Origin of the sequence: Allobosea sp. OK403, from assembly GCF_900113835.1 — a bacterium.
In the GTDB taxonomy this organism is placed as follows: Bacteria; Pseudomonadota; Alphaproteobacteria; order Rhizobiales; family Beijerinckiaceae; genus Allobosea.
This window is the reverse complement of the sequence record NZ_FOQV01000012.1, coordinates 81,355-99,966: the sequence shown is the minus strand read 5'-3', so window position 1 is coordinate 99,966 and position 18,612 is coordinate 81,355. Positions and strand designations below refer to the sequence as shown.

Below are 18,612 nucleotides of genomic sequence, written 5' to 3'. Positions count from 1 at the left end.
AACCGGGGTGGAGGTGGCGCGGGTGGGCTCGGAATGGCCGAAGCGAACGGCATTGCTGCGCCAGGCTCCGCTAGGGGAAGAACAGTCTCTCATTATGCGAAATCAGTATCAATATCTTCCAATCATTCAAAAATGTGCGGATAGGCGATTATTGATCAGCGTTTTATGTTTGATCTGTATCAATGCGGACCTAGCATATCGGATATGAATAATGAGGCTTTCGACATCCGGCAGCTTGAAGCCTTCGTGGCGGTGATGTCGGCGGGCAGCATCACCGGCGCGGCGCGCTTGCTGGACCGCTCCCAGCCCGCCGTGACCCGGCAGATCCGGGATCTCGAAGCGGAGATCGGCTACGAGCTTTTGCATCGCAGCGGTCCGCGCATCAGTCCGACGCCGCGCGGCGTGCTGTTCCATGTGCAGGTCGAGCGCCTGTTCTTCGGCCTCAAGCATATCCGCGAGCGTGCGGCGGCGATCGGGGCCGGGGCGCTGCCCGCGATCGAGCTCGCGGCGACGCCGGCGCTCGCGGCCAGCATCGTGCCGGATGCGCTCGCCGCGATGGATCCGGCGCTCCTGCCGCGGCAGATCCATATCGAGGCGCTCGCGGCCGAGGGCGTGGTGCAGCAGGTGCTGTCGCAATCGGCCGATTTCGGCCTGGCCAGCCTGCCGATCGAGCATCCCGGCCTCGATGTGCACTGGATCGGCGAGGCGCCCTGCCTTGCGGCGATGGCGGAAAACGATCCGCTGGCGAGCCGTGACGTCGTCGCGCTTGCTGACCTCGCCTTGCGGCGCGTCATCACCATGGCAAACCCCTATCGGCTGCGCCGGCGGGTGGACGAGGCGTTCGCGGCAGCCGGCATCGCGCCGCGCGAACTGATCGACGCCAATGCCTCCCTCACGGCGCTCGCCCTGGCGCGTCGCGGCTTGGGCGTCGCCATCATCGAGCCTGCGGCGGCCTGTGGTCTGCCCATCAAGGGCGTCGTGCTGCGCCCGCTCGACGTGACGATCCCGTTCCTGTTCGGGGCGATCTCGCCTGTCGCGCGCCCGCTCACGCCCAGCATCGCGGCGCTGAACGAGGCGCTGCTGAAATCCGCCGCTGCGCTCATCCCAGGCTTCGTGCTGCGCGATGCGGCCGGCACCGAGATGCTGGCCGATGCCGTCTATGGCGCGGCGGACAACCAGGAGGCGCGCTCATGATCGTATCGCCCGCAACCCCGATGGGGCTGGCCGCGATGGGACTTGCTGCACTGGGACTTGCCGCGCTGGAAGCCCGCCTGCGGCAGGATCTGGAATGGCTGGAGCTTCCGGCAAAATCCTGGCTGCCGCCCCATCGAACCCGACAGCAGCGCTCCTTCGAAAGGACACCAACCAGAGATGCTTGAACTCAAAAATTTGAGGCTGTCCTACGGAAGCACCCAGATCCTGAACGGTGTCGATCTTTCCGTGCGTCGCGGTGACGTGGTGTCGATCATCGGTCCCAGCGGTACCGGCAAGACCACGCTGCTGAAATGCATCAACTACCTGGTCAAGCCGGCATCGGGAACCATCACGTTCGATCAGATCCGGATGGATTACCAGCGCGTCGACAAGGCCGCGATCCAGGCGATCCGGTGCCGGACCGCCATGGTTTTCCAGCAATTCAACGTCTTCAAGAACATGACGGTCATTCAAAACGTGATGGACCCGCTTGTAGTCGTGCAGCGCAAATCCAAGGACGAGGCGCGCCAAATCGCCCTGCAAGAGCTTGAACGAGTCGGGCTCTCCGCGAAGCAAGACAGCTACCCGTCGCAGCTCTCGGGTGGCCAGCTCCAGCGCACCGGCATCGCGCGTGCGTTGGCGGTTCGACCGGATGTGATGCTCTTCGACGAACCCACCTCATCGCTTGATCCTGAACTCGTCGGTGAAGTTCTGAAGGTGATCAAGGATGTCGCGTCGTCAGGAATTACCTCTCTGCTCGTGACCCACGAGATGCAGTTTGCAAGGAGCATCTCGAACCGAATTGTCTTCATGGACAAGGGCATCGTCGCTGCCGACGGAAGCCCGACCGAGATCTTCGATACACCCTCCAGCCCACGCCTTGCCCAGTTCCTGAACTCTGAACACACCCACAACTAAGAAAGGATTCCTAGACAATGTCTACAATGAAATCACTTTCGCGCCGTCAATTCGGTTTGGCCGTTGCTGGCGGCATGGCAATCGCTCTTTCAACCGCTGGGGCGAGCTATGCTCAGACCTCCGCCAGCCCAGTCCGGACGATCAAGATCGCGACCTCGGCAGAGTCGAAGCCCCTGTCATGGGGCGCGATCGGCGTCGAGCCGCAAGGATATGAGCCCGATGTCCTGAAAGCGATCAACGCAAAGCTGCCCCAGTACAAGTTCGAGATGGAAGGGGCCGCGGATATTGCGCAGGAGACCGGCCTCGTCACCGGGAAGTACGACATCTCGACCGGCGGCTATTACAAGAATCCGGCACGCAGCAAGCAGTTCCTCATTCCCGAAAACCCGATGGGCGCCAGTCTGCTGAAGATCTATAGCCGCAAGGACAGCAACATCAACGCATTGAAGGATCTGGTCGGTAAGCAGGTCGTGCCCCTGACGGCCGGCGGAGGGACTTACAGGTTCGTCACCCAGTGGCAGGCGGACAACCCGAGCTACAAGCTCGACATCACGGCATCGAATGCCGGTGTCCCCTACCCCAATCGCCTGAACGAGATTCAGAACAAGAAATACGACGCGGCGATCCTGCCATCGAACCTCGGGCAGCAGGAAGTCATCGACAACCAGAAGCTCGACATCAAGGCGAGCGATCCAATCACCATCAACAACACCTTCATGCTGATTCACAAAGCCGATAAAAATCAGGCTTTACTTTCCGACATCGATAAGGCGCTCAAAGAGCTGAAGGAAGATGGCACGCTGAGCAAGATCTCGCAGAAGTGGTTCGGTGAGGACATCGTCGTCTACATGAAGTAGCGAATGCTCAACGCAGAGCGTCGGATGCCGGAACGTAACCGGCTCCGATGCTCTGTCGCCTAGAGCACTTCCGCGTTTCTCTGAATCGCAAAAATGCTCTAACTATTTGTTTTATCGCATTTTCTTCACGCGAACCGGTGTCCACTTCGCTCGAAAATGCTCTAGATCAAGCGCCGCACCGAAAACCGGTTTCCCGTTTTTGGTCCGGCGCTTCAAGCGAACCATCATACGGTCACGATCAAGCCCGGACATTGCGAGAGGGAGTGTTTCGAAGTGAGCCTTGTGGACATATCTGCAATGATACCCGAGCTCCTCTCGGCATTGCCGCTGACGCTCGCCATCATGTTCGTGGCCCTGCTGGCCGGGTTCTGCCTGGCTCTGGTCGCGACAACATTCCGGGTCCGCAGGGTACCCGTGATCAGTCAGCTGGCCGACCTTTACGTGTCATATGCACGTAGCGTCCCCGTCGTCCTGCAGCTGTTCGTCGCGTTCTACGGGCTTCCCGTCTTGGCAGGCCTGTTCGGCGTCCCGGATTTTCTGTCGGCCACGGCGGCTTCGATGTTGGGGCTGAGCCTCTACCATGGCGGTTATCTGTCGGAGGTCATGCGGCCTGCCTATCTGGCCGTAGACCGCGGGCAGCACGACGCCGCCGACAGCCTGGGATACAGCTTTCGGCAGAAGATCTTCCGCGTCGTCGGCCCGCAAACGATTCACATCGCGCTGCCGGGATACGGAAATTCACTGATATATATGATCCATAACGTCGCCCTCGTCATGTATATAGGCGCGGCCGACGTTATGGCGACCGCACATTTGATTATGGAGCGGGATTATAATCAATATCAATTTCAAACGTATCTTGTTCTCGCGGTTATCTATTCAGCAATGTGCCTGATTGTGTGGCTCGCCGTACGCTTCTTCGAGCGTCGCTCCTCGATGTACGTACCGAACGCGGCGCCGATCAAGACCACGCTCATGGCGAGCGCCTGACAGAGAGGTCGATCAGACTATGTTTGATATGGATGTTCTGCTTCCCGATTTCCGGGATATCATCGGCGCCGTGCCCGTGACACTCGCCATGGCGCTCATCGTCTTCGTCGTCTCGACGATCATAGGCGGCCTGTTTGCGCTCGTTGAGCATCGACGGATACCAGTCCTGCGGGAATTCGTCGTGGCCTACAAGGTCGTCTTCAAGGGCGTCCCAAAGGTCATCGTGATCTTTCTCGTCTATTATAGTCTTCCCGCAGTCATTCAGTTCCTTGGTTCACTGGTCGGGGTGACGCTCAACGGTCACACAACATCCAACTGGGTCATCCTCGTCGTGTCCCTGATCGCCTGCATGGCTGCGTTCCAGGCGGAGATCGTCAAGGGAGCCCTGAACTCCTTTGACACGGGCCAGTCAGACGCCGCGCATTCACTAGGCTACAAAAACAGCCAATTGTTCCGGCGAATCCTGTTCCCGCAAGTAGTCGTCTCAGCAATACCTGACCTTGCCAGCTCGATCATGGTGATCATGAAGGCACTGTCTCTTGGCTTCGCAATCGAGGTCGTCGATATATTTGCGCAATCGCAACTGACGGCTGCGTTGAATTTCTATTACCTCGAAGCCTTCTTGATCGCCGTGGTGATCTACATGGTGATCGCCTATATCGTCACGCAACTCGCCGACAGGACGGAGCGAGCCCTTCGGGTCTGGTGAAGGGTAGCCTCACTGAGATCCTATCGCCCAGTCCATGACAACGGCCGCACCCAGGTTCAGCCCGTCCGCTCCGGCCACTCCTCGTGAAGATCGTCGATGACGAAGGCATGGGCGTGGCCGTTGTCGTCGATGCCTGCGAGGTGGGGATGGTCGGCGGGCAGGTCGTCATGGCTGTGGGCGATGTCGCCGATTTCATCGGACGGCCAGACACGCCTGGCGACGACCACCGAGACCAGCGTGAGCAGCGCGAAGAGGCCGAAGGTCAGGGAGACGGGCAATGCCGCGCCGAGCCATCCAGCCAGAGGATAGGTGATCAGCCAGCAGGCATGGGATAATGCGAACTGGGCGGCGAAGACGGCCGGACGATCGGCGGCGTGGGCGGAGCGGCGGAGCAGCCTGCCGGAGGGCGTCTGGACAGCCGAATAGCCCAGGCCGAGCAAGAGCCATGTCGCCAGCAGCCCCGGCCAGAGGCCGGCGCTCGCAGCTGTCGTTGCGGCCGAGATGCCGATGCCATCGACCGCGAACAGGAATGCGGCCGCGATCAGCAGCACGCAGCCGAGATAGATCGCGGCCGTGAACATGACCCGTCGATCGGCAAGCTTCTCCAGCAGGTGCGGCAGGGCCAGCGCAGCGATCATCGAACCGCCGCCGAAGCAGGCCAGCGCGAGCGCGACCTGGCCGTCGCCGAGCCCGAGGCGCCCCTTCACGAACACGACCGTGTTGACGATCACCATCGCGCCGCCGGTGGCGGCGGCCATGTTGAGCGCGAGCAGGCCACGCAGGCGCGGCGTGGCCAGATAGATCCGCATGCCGCGCGTGGTCTTGTCGTAGATGCCGCCCGCCCGTGCCGTCGCCGGCGAAACCGGCAGCGTCACCGAGAGCACGAGCGCAGCCGAGGCGAGGAACCCCACGACCGTGCCGGAGAACAGCCAATGATAGTTGATCAGCGTCAGCAGCGCGGCTGCCAGCATCGGACTGGTCAGGCTCTCCAGATCATAGGACAGCCGGGAGAGGGAGAGCGCCTTGGTGTAGTCGTTCTCGTCGGGCAGCACGTCGGGGATGGTCGCCTGGAAGGTCGGCGTGAAGGCGGCCGAAGCCGACTGCAGCAGAAAGATCAGGACGTAGATCTGCCAGATCTCGGTGATGAAGGGCAGCAGCAGGGCAATGGCCGCCCGGACCAGGTCCATCGCGATCAGGAAGGCCTTGCGCGGTAGCTGAGCCGCAAAAGCCCCCACAACCGGCGCGACGGTGACGTAGGCGACCATCTTGATCGCCAGCGCGGTGCCCAGAACCGTGCCCGCCTTGTCGCCGGCGAGGTTGAAGGCGAGCAGCCCGAGCGCGACCGTCAGCAGCCCTGTACCGAGCAGCGCGATGATCTGCGCGAGAAAGAGGCGACCATATGTGCGGTTGGCCAGAACGGCGAGCATGAGATCAATCTTGCCTGATAGCGGGTCGGGAATGCTGCGGGGTCAGAGATATTTGGTGATGGCCTTGAACGCATCGATCGACTGGCGCTGATCACGCGACAGCGTGCCGGCGGCATGCTCGAGGCAGTGGTCAAGATGGTCCTGGACCAGCGTCCTCTTGGCGCCACCGACGGCGCTTTCGACCACCTGCAGCTGCTGGGCGATGTCGAGGCAGTTGCACCCCGCCTCGGTCATCTCGATGAGCTTGCGCAGCTCGCCTTCGGCCCGCTTCAGCCGCGTGGCGATGTCGGGATGGCTGGCGTGGATATGCGGTTCTGACATCGCCGCATCGTATCCCCCTGGATAGGATACTGTCAAAGCGATCGCGCGCGGCGGCGGCAAGGAGAAGAGCGACAAGGCCGGCCGCGGCGCGGCTGGCGATGAAGGCGTGCCGACCGCCGAAGGCGATGGCGCTCTTGACCGCTTCCGGCGCGTTCGCGGCAGCAAGGATGCTACGAGCGGGCGGATGATCACGGTGGTCTTGTCTGGAATGCGCTATGGGCACAATCGCTTGTCATGCGCCTGCGCGAGGCCTTCGATCCGCCTTTGACACCGATCAGCGATGAGGAGGTGGGCACGCTTCGTCACCGCCCGGTGAGCAGGTCAGCACTCAGTTCCTGACATGATGGCGGGCGTGGTCGCACTCGCAGCTTTCTGATTGTCCGTGCTGTCCGACGCTTCGCCGGCCTGCAAGGGGCGCAGCCACTGCTCCGTCCGTGCATCTGCCTCCATCGACGTGTTTGCGAATGAGCTCCGGGACAGCAGACCCCCCGCATGTGAAGAGCCAATGTCGCGGCCCGCGCCGCTGACGATGACGACCGCTCCGCTCAGGCGAGCCATCACGACGCCCGTTCGGTTGCGTGGCCATGTGCCGCCGAACGCTCGAACCGCATCGGTGCATAGGGCGACGGGGTCTCGCGGGCGGCGTTCTGGGTGTAGAACGATGCGGCCAGGAGCATGAGGCCCACGACCGCCGGCACTGCCGCCAGTGGCTTGCGCACGCCAAGATGGGCCAGGCCCGAGAGCAGCAGGTGATAGAGCATGCCGGCATAGGCGAGATCGCTCAGAAACGGGCTTAGACGCCAGAGGATCGCGATCGGCCCCAGGATCTTCACGACGATCATGAGCTGGACGAGATAAGCGGGATATCCAAGCCCCGCCAGGGCCTCGCGGACCCAGGCGCCCTTGGTCAGGTAAAGGAATGCGGACGAGGCATATAAGAGCAACAGCAATGCGGTGCTTGCCCAATAGATGTATTGTGCGGACATGAGTTCTCATCTGCTGCGAAGGCAGCATTCTCCAATCGAAATGTTTCTGTAGAGCAGCTCAAATCAACGAACGGCTTGTCGATACAAGCAAAATTGCGGACAATGTTAATCTCCACAAGTAGGATGAATTACTGTCTCTTAGTATGGAAAACCTGACCATGGCCAATGGCGACTTCACCATGCAGGACGAGATGCGCCGGGCCTTCGCGCTGCTCTCGGGCAAGTGGAAGCTGGAGATCATGTGGCTTCTCCACCAGCGCACCTACCGCTTCGGGGAGCTGCGCAAGGCGATCCCCGGCATCACCCAGCACATGCTGACGGCGCAGCTGCGCGAGCTCGAAGCCGACGGTCTGGTCTCACGCACGGTGTTCGCGCAAGTCCCGCCCAAGGTCGAGTATGAGATCACCCCCAAAGCGCGAGGGCTCGGCCCGACGATCGAGGCGTTGACGGCCTGGTGGCAGGAGCACGGCCAAACCGTGCCGGAGCGACCGACCATGAGGGGCCGCAAGCGGCGCTGACGAGAGCCGGGCGCCCTGCCCTTCTCCCGGGCGCTCAAGGCAGCCGGCAGGCATCATGCCTCTATGACGCGCCCATCTCCGTTACGTACCGCGTCAGGCTGGCACCTGGAACCTCATGGCCGAGCTCCTTGCAGAGCCGAACTATGTGCAGAGCAAAGTCCGGCATCGGGTTCACGCCGCCCAAGCGGCGCTCCCGTTGGGGCGGGAACAGGCATTCTCTCGGCGTTCAAGACAGATGCTCTGCCCGTGCTGCCGTCGCCCGCTTTCAGCGTCGGGCCGGTCCGCGCCTGGACCGATCCCCTAGAAGCGATCAGCCGCGAAGGGCTTGAGGTCGCAGAAGGCCGGTGCGCCTGTCATCGCTTCCGCCAGGAGCCGCCCGGTGGCTGGCCCCAGGGTGAAGCCGTGATGGGCGTGGCCGAAGGCGAACCACAGGCCGCGATGGCGGGAAGCCGGGCCGATGACAGGCAGCATGTCGGGCAGGCAGGGCCGCGCGCCGCGCCAGGGCTGCGCATCCAGTCGCTGGCCCAGCGGCATGATCCGCCGCGCGACCGTTTCCGCCTGGTCGAGCTGCCAGCTATCCGAGGGCTCGTCGCGGCCGGCAAGCTCGATGCCGGTGGTCAGGCGAATGCCGCGCTGCATCGCGCTCAGCACGAAACCGGCCTGCGCATCACAAAGCGGATGCTGCGGCACAGCCTCGTTCACGGCCGCGTAATGCATGTGGTAGCCGCGCTTGAAGGCGAGCGGGAAGCGATAGCCGAAACGCTCGTAGAGATCGCCCGACCAGGGCCCGAGCGCGACGACGACCTCCGCCGCCCGCCAGTCTCCGGCCGCGGTCGGCAGGCGCCATTGCGCACCCTCCTGGCGCAGCTCCAGCGCGTCCGCCTGCACCAGCGTGCCGCCGCGTGCGGCGAACAAGCCGGCATAGGCGCGCGTCACCGCGCCGGGATCGCTGACGGTGACGGGGTCGCGCCAGTGCAAGGCGCCGGTCGCTGTGCCGGGCAGCAAGGCGGGCTCCAGGGCGCGCAGGGTCTCAGGGTCCAGCACGTCATAGGTGAGTCCATAGCCGTGCAAGCCCGCCGCGGCGGAAACCGCCTGCCCGAGCGCGCGCGGGCTGCGGTAGAGCTCGATCCAGCCCTCCCCGCGCATCAGCGCCTGCGTGCCGGCGGCCGCCGTCCAGCGCCGGTGCTCGTCGATGCAGCGTTCGATCAGCGGCAGGATGGCACGGCCCTGCCGCTCGAGCCGGCCGGGCGCCGAATTCCACCAGTAGCGCGCCAGCCACGGCGCCATCCGCAAGAGCGTCGCCGGCCGGTAGCGCACGGCGATGGAGCGGTTCGAGGCGAAGGCGGCAAGCGTCGCGAGATCGCGCGGGAAGGCGTAGGGCACGACGGAGGAGCGCTCGATCAGCCCGGCATTGCCATGGCTGGTTTCGCCTCCCGGTTCACCGCGATCGACCAGCAGGACGCTGCGGCCGCGCTCCTGCAGATGCAGGGCCGCGCTGACGCCGATGATGCCGGCCCCGAGCACGATCACGTCGACTTGCCGTGCCTGCGCCTGTCGCGAGCCGGCTTGGCGTGGCTGGGCCTGTCCGGTTTCGGCCTGCTCTGTCTGGGCCAGTCCTGTTGCAGTCGTCATCGCGCCGGTCAGACCCGTCTCCATTCGCCCCGACAATCAGCAGCGGCTTGGGCATAGCCGCCGCGGGCATCGCTGCCTGTGGCATGACCCCAGACGAGCCTCAAACCGCCATGATTTGCAAGAAAATAAAAATCCTTTGACAGCGTGATAGAAAAATTTCTTCATTAAGACATCGCCGGGAGTTCCGATGTCGCAGACACTCCGCCAGAGATTGCAGGCCTGCCTCGCCAGCGGCTCCCGCGCCGACAAGGCGCTGGCGAGCTACATGCTGGCGCGGATGCCGAGCCTGCCCTTCGAGACGGCGGCGAGCCTGGCCGAGAAGGTTTCGTTGAGCGAGCCGACGGTCGGGCGCTTCTGCCGGACGCTCGGCTACAGGAGCCTGAAGGATCTCAAGGCGAGCCTGGCCGATGAGATCGGCGACAGCCCCTGGCTGATCAGCGACCGGCTGCGCGATTTCCAGCAGCGCAGCCGTGCTGGCGACGACCAGCTGGCGCGCAGCCTCGAGCTCGAGATCGCCGGCCTCGTCAGGCTCTACGAGCTCGCCCAGAGCGAGGAGTGGAAGCGCGTGGCGCGCCGGCTCGCCAGCGCGCCCACAGTCTACATCACCGGCTTCCAGACCGAGCGCGGGCTGGCGCAATACCTCGCCAACCAGCTCCAGTATCTGCGCGACGGCGTGCATCTGGTCGACCTCGCCGCCGGCAATTTCTCCGAGCTGCTGCTGCCGGACGAGCCCGGGCGCTGCCTGGTGATCTTCGAGGCGCGGCGCTATTCGCGCATGGCAAAAGTGCTGGCGCGGGAAGCCAAGGCCGCCGGCATCGCCACCACGCTCGTCACCGATTCCTTCTGCGACTGGGGGCGCGGGCTGGTCGACGAGATGCTGGTGGTCTCGACAGAGTTCAACCTGTTCTGGGACTCGACCGCCCAGATGGCGAGCCTGAGCAACCTCATGATCAACGCCGTCTTCGTCGAGCTCGGCCCGCAGGTCGAGCAGCGGCTGAACCGGATGGCGGAGCTCTATGGCCGCTTCACCGGCCATGTCGGCGACAACACGGGCCCGCTCGACTGAGGGGCGCCGCCTTCCAAGCCTTCCATGCCTTCCAAGCCTTCCTGGCCTTCAATGACTTCCATGCTTGCGCAGCATCTCACGACAAAAAGGGGAAACGGGATGAAGACGATGATGACACGCAGCCTGCTGGCCTTGGGCTTGGCGGGCTTGAGCCTCACAGGCATGGCCGCAACCACCGCCCAGGCGCAGGAGGCGACCTTCGTGATGACCGCGCGCCTCGTCGGTGCGCCGACCTACAACCCGACCAAGGCGACCAAGCTCAACACCGCGACGACGCTGATCTTCGACCGTCTCGTCGTGCAGGATGCCGACCAGAGCTTCCATGGCCAGCTCGCCTCCTCCTGGGAAGCCAGCCCCGACGGCATGCAATGGACCTTCAAGCTGAAGCCCGGCGTCAAGTTCCACAATGGCGAGCCGTTCAACGCCCGCACGATCGAATGGTGGGTGCCGCAGTTCAAGGGCACCGAGAACGCCTTCACCGTCGAGGCGATCGAGCGTGTCGAGGTCGTCGACGATCTGACCGTGCGCTTCCACATGAAGCACCCCGACCCGAACCTGCTGTTCAACCTCGCCACATCCTTCATGTGCATTCCCGAGCCCAAATCCTACACGGCGCTCGGCGACAAATTCGGCGTGACCGAGGCCATCGGCACCGGCCCCTACAAGATGCAGCAGTTCAGCGTCGGCCAGCAGACCGTGCTGGTGCGCAATGACGACTATGCCTGGGCCTCCGACCTCTCGGCCAACAAGGGGCCGGCGAAGTTCAAGAAGCTGACCTTCCGCGAAATCGCCGAGGAATCGACCGCCTATCTCGAATTGAAGACCGGCGGCGCCGACATGCTGGTCAATGTCCCCACCGACTTCCTGCCGCGCATCCAGGCCGACAAGGCGGTGAAGCTCGTCACCTTTCCCGGCAACGAGCTGGTCTATATGCCGATCAACACCAGCGTCGAGCCGTTCACCGATGTCAGGCTGCGCGAGGCGACCGCCTTCGCCGTCAACCAAAAGGAGATCCTGACCAGCCTCTATGGCGGCAATGGCGCGGCGGCCGACACCTTCCTGATCTCCTCGCTGAAGGAGGCGCAGGTCGACCCGAAATACAAGATCTCCTACGATCCCGAACGCTCGAAGAAGCTGTTCGACGCAGCCGGCTGGAAGGCAGGCCCCGACGGCATCCGCGTCAAGGACGGCAAGCGCCTCGAGGTCAAGCTCTGGACCCAGAACGGCACCGAGTTCAAGCGCCTCGTCGAGATCGTCCAGGCCCAGCTCAAGGCTGTCGGCATGCAGGCCGACATCAGCATCATCGATGCCGGCTCGATCAACGCGCAGTACCGCAAGAAGACCGAGCATCAGCTCGCGATCCGCGCCTATCAGTGGACCAATGCCGACATCGTCGACTGGTTCTTCGCCGCCAAGCGCGCCGGCTACCCCAATGTCTCGATGTTCAACGACCCGGAAGCCGAGCGGCTGAACGATATCGCCATGAACAAGTCCAAGACCTGGGAGGAGCGCGTCGCGAACTTCACCCGCTATCATGAATATGTGCTGTCGCAGTACCCGTTCGCGCCGATCTACCAGCCGGCGCAGAGCCTGGCCTATGGCAAGCGCATCACCTTGCCCCAGGTGATCCGCGGCACCGGGCTCTACGGACCGACCATGCTCGATATCGCTCCGGCGAACTGAGCCCAGTCCCGGCCGCGGAGGGGAGAGCGCCTTGCTGCATTTCGCGATCCGGCGGCTCGCCATGTTGGTGCCGGTGTTCCTCGCCGTCTCGCTGGTGATCTTCATGATCATCCATCTCGTGCCGGGCGATCCGCTGGAGCATCTGATCCAGGTCGGCTCCTCGCCCGAGCAGCGGGCACAGATGATCGCCCGCTACGGCCTCGATCAGCCGCTGCTCGTGCAATACGGGCGCTGGCTCGCCAAGGTCGTCACGGGCGATCTCGGCGACGCCATCGTGATGCGCCAGCCGGTCGCGCGGTTGATCGCGGAGAACATGCCGCACAGCCTGGCGCTCGGCGGCGCGGCGCTGATCTTCTCCACCACGGTGGGGATCGTCACCGGCGTGCTCGCCGCCTCCTTCCGCGACAGCCTGTTCGACCGGGTGGTGATGGGCTTCATCCTGCTCGGCTCGACGCTGCCGAGCTTCTGGCTGGCGCTGCTGATGATCCTGATGTTCGCCGTGCAATTCGAATGGTTCCCGGTTTCCGGCGCGCGCAGTTGGGACGCGCTGGTCCTGCCGGCGCTGACCATCGGCATCGGCGGCACCGCGCTGATCGCCCGCGTCACCCGTGCCGCGATAATCGAGATCGCCAGCCGCGATTTCGTGCGCGTGCTCCACGCCAAGGGCCTGCCCTTCTGGCGCATCCAGCTGCGCCACGTGCTGCAGCAGGCGATGCTGCCGGTGATGACGATCCTGGGCCTGCGCATCGGCTGGATTCTCGGCGGCGCCGTCACCGTCGAATATGTCTTCGCCCGGCCGGGCCTCGGCTCGCTTTTGATCACAGCGCTCGGCCAGCGCGACTATCCGCTGGTGCAGGGCTGCCTGTTGATGCTCGCCATCGCGGTGATGCTCGGCACGCTGCTTGGCGATCTCGCCCAGGCGGCGCTCGATCCGCGCCTGCGCGAAGCCATGGGTGCAAGATGAGGGCTACAAGATGAGCCGTCTGTCGCTGCCCGCCCGCCTCGCCCGCTCGCCGCGCGGCGCCATCTGCGCGCTGTTCCTGATCGCGCTCGTCTTCTGCGCCATCTTCGCGCCGTGGATCGCGCCTTACGACTATGCGGCCCAGCAGCTCTCGATCGCCAATACGCCGCCCTCCCCGGCGCATTGGCTCGGCACCGACGAATTCGGGCGCGACCTGCTCTCGCGCATCATCCAGGGCGCGCGCACCTCGCTCAGCGTCAGCGTGCTCTCGATCGCGCTGTCGGTGGTCGCAGGCGCGACGCTTGGCGCCGCCGCCGGCTATTTCGGCGGCCTGTTCGACCGGGCCGTGACCGTCATCGTCGACCTGACCTGGTCCTTTCCCGAGATCCTGCTGGCGCTGATCCTGATCGCGATCCTGGGGCCGGGGCTGCATTCCACCGCGATCGCCATCGCGATCGCCTATCTCGCCCAGTTCACCCGATTGACGCGGGCGCAGGTGATGTCGCTCAAGGGCGAGCTCTTCGTCGATGCGGCGGTGGCGGCCGGCGCCCATCCCGGCCGCGTGCTCTTCCGCCATCTCCTGCCCAATGCGATGACCCCGGTCATCGTCGCCGGCATGCTGGCGACGGGCGATGCCATCGTGCTCGAGGCGACGCTGGGCTTCTTCGGGCTCGGCGCGCAGCCGCCGGTGCCGAGCTGGGGGGCGATGATGAGCTCGGGCACGGCGCAGATCTTCATCGCGCCCTGGATCATCATCTTTCCCGGCCTCGTCATCGCCACCACCGTGATCGCCATCAACCTGTTCGGGGACGCGCTGATCGAGGCGCTCGATATCCGCGCCTCGCTGCGCGACGGCTGACGCCCCGCACCACTCCACAAGAACCGCATCCAAGACAATCATCAGGGACCCCAGGGAACGCCATGAGCTTCACCGTGCTGACCGCCGAGTTCTCACATGAGAGCAACACCTTCAGCCGCTGCCCGGCCGATTACGCCGCCTTCACGGATCGCGGCATCAGGCTGGGCGACGCCGCCATCACTGAGCGCGGCGAGGCCAATACGCCGATCGCCGGCTTCCTCGATATCGGCCGCCCGGCCGGCTGGCGGGTGATCCATGCGATCAGCGCCGCGGCCCAGCCCTCGGGCCCGGTGACGCGCGATGCCTTCGACCGCATCGCCAATGTCATCATCGAAGCGGCCAAGGCCCATGCCGGGACGATCGACGGCGTGCTGCTGGGCCTGCATGGCGCGATGGTGACGGAGTTCTGCGAGGATGGCGAAGGCGAATTGCTCAAGCGGCTGCGCGCCGTGCTCGGCCCGAAAGTGCCGATCGGCGTCACGCTCGACCCTCATGCCAATGTCACCCGGGCGATGACGGAGCTCGCCGAGATCGTCGTCTCCTACAAGACCTATCCGCATGTCGATGTCCGCGAGACAGGGCGGCTGGCAGCGGGCATCCTGCAGCGCGCCATGGTGGGCGAGATCAGGCCGGTAACGCTGCGCGCCGAGCGGCCGATGCTGGAGGAGGTCAATGGCGGGCGCACCGATATCGGCCCGATGGTCGCGCGCATCGCCAAGGCGAAGGCCTATGAGCAGGAGCCCGGCGTCTTCGCCGTCAGCGTCAATGGCGGCTTCGGCAATGCCGATATCGCCGAGGTCGGCCCGACCGTGCTCGTCACCTGCGAGGGCGATCTTGCGCGCCATCGCGGCTTCGCCGAGGCGCTGGTCGACGACATGTGGCAGCGCCGCTTCGAGATGGTGACGCCCTTCCTCACGGTGGCAGAGGCCGTTGCGGAGGCGGCCGCCTATGTCGCGACATCGGGCCCGCTGATCATCGCCGATTACGCCGACAATCCCGGCGGCGGCGGCTATGGCGACGCGACCGGGCTTTTGAAAGCCATGATCGAGGCCGGTTTGAAAGACGCCTGCTTTGGCCCGATCGTCGATCCGGAAGCCGCGGCCGAACTGCACCGGGCGCAGCCGGGCGCGACGGTTTCGGTCCGGCTCGGCGGCAAGGTCGACCCCGAGATCGGCGGCGGGCCGCTTGCCCTCACCGGCACGCTCGTCAGCCTGAGCGCGGGCAACTATGTCGGCGACGGCCCGATGCTCGGCGGCCTCCATGCGAGCTGGGGGCCCTGCGCCGTGCTGCGCGTCGGCGACATCGAGATCCTGGTCACCACGATCCGGGCGCAGATGAACGACCTGCAGCAATTCCGCGCCTTCGGCATCGACCCCGCCGCCAAGCGCGTGGTGGCGCTGAAGTCGATGCAGCATTTCCGCGCCGCCTTCGAGCCGATCGCCGGCAAGGTGATCGTCTGCGACAGCGGCGCGCTGTGCACGCCGGACCTGACGAAGCTGCCCTATCGGCGCGCCCGCCGGCCGATCTTCCCGCTCGATCGCGATTGTGCGGCTCGGTGAATGACGGCCGGTTCGCCGCCCGCTCAGCCGGCCCGAAGGCCGGAAGGGGCGATTGCCGGCCCATCCCCGCCTGTCGCGCCGAGCTGTCCTCGCACAGCCGGATTGCGGTCAGCTCCGCGCCTAGCCGCCCACCGGCCAGCGCGCCAAGATTTGCCCGAATGCCGACTTGTCCGATGCCGGCGAGGCGCCAATGGATTAAGCCGCTCTCGCGGCAGGGCGCAAAGCGGACATTTATCGAAACTGCGAAGCTAATGATTTATTAGGCGGACTAATTGGTCCTAGTGGGTTTAGGCGCCTAATCGAACACTGCCCGGGCCGTTAGGTTCACCGGACGCTGATAGCGACCGAGGGACCGATGCCTGCAATGACAAAACGCACTTCTGGGACGGCGCTCCTGATAGGCGCCGCCATACTGGTATCGCTGCCTACAGCCGCCCAGCAGGCCGCGCGCACCGAGCCGGTCCTCATTCAAGACCAGGGCAGCTTCGCCGTCGGCGGCTCCGTCACGACCGCGCCGGGCACATTCGATCCGCTCAAACCCTTGGCGCCGATGGGACAGACCTTCCACGGCGACCATCTCTACGCATTCTACCAAGTGCCGGTGAACGCCCGCAGCCTGCCCATCGTGATGTGGCATGGCGCGGGCCAGTTCTCGAAGACCTGGGAGACGACGCCGGACGGGCGCGAGGGTTTCCAGAACATCTTCCTGCGACGCCGCTTCGCAACCTATCTCATCGACCAGCCACGGCGCGGCAATGCGGGCCGCAGTACCGTCGAGGCGACGCTGAAGCCCACGCCCGACGAACAGTTCTGGTTCGGCCAATTCCGTATAGGCATCTGGCCGAACTATTTCGACGGCGTCCAGTTCGACCGCAAGCCGGAGACCCTGAACCAGTATTTCCGGGCGATGACGCCGAACACCGGGCCGTTCGACGCCACCCTGATATCCGACAGCGTCTCAGCGCTCTTCGCCAGGATCGGGCCGGGCATCCTGATGACGCATTCGCAGAGCGGCGGTCCGGGCTGGCTCACCGCGATCAAGAGCCCCGACGTCAAGGCAATCGTTGCCTTCGAGCCGGGCAGCGGCTTCGTCTTCCCGCAGGGCGAACTGCCCAAGCCAGTGCCTACCTCCTTCGACATGATCGAGGGCGTGCCGGTTCCGATGGCTGACTTCATGGCGCTGACCAAGCTGCCGATCATCGTGTTTTACGGCGACAACATCCCGGCGAAGCCGACCGACGTGCCGACGCAGGACGCCTGGCGCGGCCGACTGGAGATGGCGCGGATCTGGGCCGACACGGTCAACAAGCATGGTGGACAGGTCAGGCTCGTTCACCTTCCCGAGGCCGGGATCCGGGGGAACACGCATTTTCCGTTCTCGGACCTGAACAACATCGAGATCGCCGATCAGGTCACGACGTTCCTGGCCGAGAAGAAGCTCGACTGAGCGCTTTCGCCGGTTGAGCCAACACCCGGCACAGGCGGCCTTCCTGGATCGACTGCCGCGTCCGCCATTCATAAGGACAACCTCCCCCATGAGTACCCTCATCAGCGCTATCGTCGCCGCTGCCGGCCTTTTCGCCGCAGGCGTCACGGCAGCAGGCGCCCAGACGCAGAGCCCAAATTCGCCTGGGTCCAAGCCGCCGTCCCGTGCCCAGCAACTGATGGGCGATATCGCGCCCAAAATGGCGGAGCTGACAGACAGCGTCCTGTTCGGCGACATCTGGGAACGTCCCGGCCTGGCCAAGCGCGACCGCAGCCTGATCACCGTGGCTGCCCTGATCGCGAAGAACCACCCAGAGCAGTTGCGCTCGCACATCGCTCTGGCGCGCACCAATGGCGTCAAGGAGGAGGAGATCGTCGAGGCGATCACACAGCTCGCCTTCTATGCCGGCTGGCCCAACGCCATCGTCGCGATCGGCATCGCCCGCGACGTCTTCAAACCCAAGTGAGCATCGCGATGTCAGCCAAAATCCTCGCCGTCGTCGCAGGCCTGATGCCCGCAGCCGACGCGCTCTCCCAGACCGCGCAGGCCGTCACCGTGCAGCGTGCCGGCGCGCAGGCGCCAAGCGTCGGCCCCGCCCAGAACTTCACCGGCACTGTGCGTGTCGACGGACGGTTCCAGGGAACCGCGCCGGCGCGGATCAGCGGCGGCACCGTCAGCTTCGAGCCCGGCGCCCGGACGGCGTGGCACACCCATCCGCTCGGCCAGACTCTTTTCGTCACGACCGGCGTCGGGCTGGTGCAGCACTGGGATGGGCCGGTTCAGGAAATCCGCACCGGCGACACCGTCTGGATCCCGCCGGGGGTGAAGCACTGGCACGGCGCGTCCGCGACGAATGGGATGACCCATGTCGCGATATCCGAAGCGCTCGACGGCAAGACCGTCGAGTGGCTGGAAGCTGTCTCCGACGAGCATTACCGGCGATAGGATCGACGCAATCATGAAAATCCCCACCTTCCAGAACGCAGCGGTGAGCCTGTCGATGGCCGCCGTGCTGACGGTCGGCTGGCAGGTCCATGCAGAGCCCACCCGCGCCACGTTTCCCGAGTTCGACAAGCTGGTTCACTACACTACTGTCCGGCGTGGCAACGTCACCGAGCGCATCATGACGACGCCCGCCGCGATCGAGGCGGTCAAGAACCGCCAGCCGGTGCCGGCGGGCACGCATTTCGTGCTGGTCGACTATCGCGACGGCAAGCTCTTCCGCTACTTCGTTATGGAGAAGGGCCAGGGCTGGGGCGCCGACTATGACGAGCGCCGCCGCACCGGCGACTGGCAGTTCCAATGGTTCTGGCCCGACAAGTCGATCAACACCGCCGAGAACACCGCCCGCTGCCAGTCCTGCCACCAGAGCCAGTCGGGGGCGGAGTATCTGTTCACCGGCTCGCGCATTCCTCGCTTCAACGGAACGCCGATCGAATAGCCGCG

At 64.7% G+C, this 18,612-nt stretch carries 20 protein-coding genes; 16 read left to right on the top strand and 4 right to left on the bottom strand.

The annotated features are described in order from the left end of the window. The first annotated feature begins 195 nt into the window (after positions 1-195). The 6 genes from BMZ97_RS26565 (at position 196) to BMZ97_RS26540 (ending at position 4,668) form a co-directional block, all read left to right on the top strand. A complete protein-coding gene (locus tag BMZ97_RS26565) occupies positions 196-1,194 on the top strand; it encodes a LysR family transcriptional regulator (protein WP_092177198.1) in 999 nt (332 codons plus the stop codon). Further along, positions 1,191-1,379 (top strand): hypothetical protein, encoded by a 189-nt coding sequence (locus BMZ97_RS26560; protein WP_092177072.1) that lies wholly within the window; start codon positions 1,191-1,193, stop codon positions 1,377-1,379. The genes BMZ97_RS26565 and BMZ97_RS26560 overlap by 4 nt, the downstream gene beginning before the upstream one ends. Further along, complete coding sequence (locus BMZ97_RS26555; RefSeq protein WP_092177070.1) at positions 1,372-2,112, top strand: amino acid ABC transporter ATP-binding protein; 741 nt, start codon at positions 1,372-1,374, stop codon at positions 2,110-2,112. Before BMZ97_RS26560 ends, BMZ97_RS26555 begins: the two co-directional genes overlap by 8 nt. A gap of 17 nt (positions 2,113-2,129) precedes the next feature. Beyond that, complete coding sequence (locus tag BMZ97_RS26550) at positions 2,130-2,969, top strand: transporter substrate-binding domain-containing protein (RefSeq protein ID WP_092177068.1); 840 nt, start codon at positions 2,130-2,132, stop codon at positions 2,967-2,969. A gap of 282 nt (positions 2,970-3,251) precedes the next feature. Then, the gene (locus BMZ97_RS26545) at positions 3,252-3,959 is read left to right on the top strand and encodes an amino acid ABC transporter permease (RefSeq protein ID WP_092177066.1); all 708 of its coding nucleotides are present in this window, start codon (positions 3,252-3,254) and stop codon (positions 3,957-3,959) included. A gap of 19 nt (positions 3,960-3,978) precedes the next feature. After that, entirely contained in the window at positions 3,979-4,668 is a 690-nt protein-coding gene (locus BMZ97_RS26540; protein ID WP_092177064.1) for an amino acid ABC transporter permease, read from the top strand. Positions 4,669-4,724: 56 nt separating this feature from the next. Here the strand turns inward: BMZ97_RS26540 and BMZ97_RS26535 are convergent, their stop codons facing one another. From BMZ97_RS26535 to BMZ97_RS26520, 3 genes are all read right to left on the bottom strand, one after another. Next, positions 4,725-6,095 carry an MFS transporter gene (locus BMZ97_RS26535; protein WP_092177062.1) on the bottom strand — a complete coding sequence of 457 codons (1,371 nt, stop codon included), beginning with the start codon at positions 6,093-6,095 and terminating at the stop codon, positions 4,725-4,727. Positions 6,096-6,137: 42 nt separating this feature from the next. After that, positions 6,138-6,416, bottom strand: a complete 279-nt coding sequence (locus BMZ97_RS26530) for a metal-sensing transcriptional repressor (RefSeq protein WP_092177060.1) — start codon at positions 6,414-6,416, stop codon at positions 6,138-6,140. Between the two features lie 557 nt (positions 6,417-6,973). After that, positions 6,974-7,402: a DoxX family protein gene (locus BMZ97_RS26520; RefSeq protein ID WP_092177056.1), complete on the bottom strand. Its 429-nt coding sequence runs from the start codon at positions 7,400-7,402 to the stop codon at positions 6,974-6,976. Positions 7,403-7,545: 143 nt separating this feature from the next. Between BMZ97_RS26520 and BMZ97_RS26515 the strand changes: the two genes are divergently transcribed. Then, positions 7,546-7,920, top strand: a complete 375-nt coding sequence (locus BMZ97_RS26515; protein WP_092177054.1) for a winged helix-turn-helix transcriptional regulator — start codon at positions 7,546-7,548, stop codon at positions 7,918-7,920. A 300-nt stretch (positions 7,921-8,220) separates the two neighbouring features. Here BMZ97_RS26515 and BMZ97_RS26510 read toward each other — a convergent pair whose 3' ends face one another. After that, positions 8,221-9,552 (bottom strand): NAD(P)/FAD-dependent oxidoreductase, encoded by a 1,332-nt coding sequence (locus tag BMZ97_RS26510; RefSeq protein WP_092177195.1) that lies wholly within the window; start codon positions 9,550-9,552, stop codon positions 8,221-8,223. A 187-nt stretch (positions 9,553-9,739) separates the two neighbouring features. Between BMZ97_RS26510 and BMZ97_RS26505 the strand changes: the two genes are divergently transcribed. From BMZ97_RS26505 to BMZ97_RS26465, 9 genes are all read left to right on the top strand, one after another. After that, positions 9,740-10,618, top strand: coding sequence for a MurR/RpiR family transcriptional regulator (locus tag BMZ97_RS26505; protein WP_092177052.1), 879 nt, complete (start codon positions 9,740-9,742; stop codon positions 10,616-10,618). A 99-nt stretch (positions 10,619-10,717) separates the two neighbouring features. After that, positions 10,718-12,301: an ABC transporter substrate-binding protein gene (locus tag BMZ97_RS26500; protein WP_092177050.1), complete on the top strand. Its 1,584-nt coding sequence runs from the start codon at positions 10,718-10,720 to the stop codon at positions 12,299-12,301. A gap of 31 nt (positions 12,302-12,332) precedes the next feature. Then, positions 12,333-13,265 (top strand): ABC transporter permease, encoded by a 933-nt coding sequence (locus tag BMZ97_RS26495; protein WP_092177048.1) that lies wholly within the window; start codon positions 12,333-12,335, stop codon positions 13,263-13,265. 10 nt (positions 13,266-13,275) lie between these two features. Further along, positions 13,276-14,121, top strand: coding sequence for an ABC transporter permease (locus BMZ97_RS26490; RefSeq protein ID WP_092177046.1), 846 nt, complete (start codon positions 13,276-13,278; stop codon positions 14,119-14,121). Between the two features lie 62 nt (positions 14,122-14,183). Further along, positions 14,184-15,680 (top strand): M81 family metallopeptidase, encoded by a 1,497-nt coding sequence (locus BMZ97_RS26485; RefSeq protein WP_092177044.1) that lies wholly within the window; start codon positions 14,184-14,186, stop codon positions 15,678-15,680. Positions 15,681-16,044: 364 nt separating this feature from the next. Then, entirely contained in the window at positions 16,045-17,127 is a 1,083-nt protein-coding gene (locus BMZ97_RS26480) for an alpha/beta hydrolase (protein ID WP_092177042.1), read from the top strand. 88 nt (positions 17,128-17,215) lie between these two features. Beyond that, positions 17,216-17,632, top strand: a complete 417-nt coding sequence (locus BMZ97_RS26475) for a carboxymuconolactone decarboxylase family protein (protein WP_092177040.1) — start codon at positions 17,216-17,218, stop codon at positions 17,630-17,632. An 8-nt stretch (positions 17,633-17,640) separates the two neighbouring features. Further along, the gene (locus tag BMZ97_RS26470) at positions 17,641-18,111 is read left to right on the top strand and encodes a (R)-mandelonitrile lyase (RefSeq protein WP_092177192.1); all 471 of its coding nucleotides are present in this window, start codon (positions 17,641-17,643) and stop codon (positions 18,109-18,111) included. 13 nt (positions 18,112-18,124) lie between these two features. Beyond that, a complete protein-coding gene (locus tag BMZ97_RS26465) occupies positions 18,125-18,607 on the top strand; it encodes a cytochrome P460 family protein (RefSeq protein ID WP_092177038.1) in 483 nt (160 codons plus the stop codon). Positions 18,608-18,612: the final 5 nt, after the last annotated feature.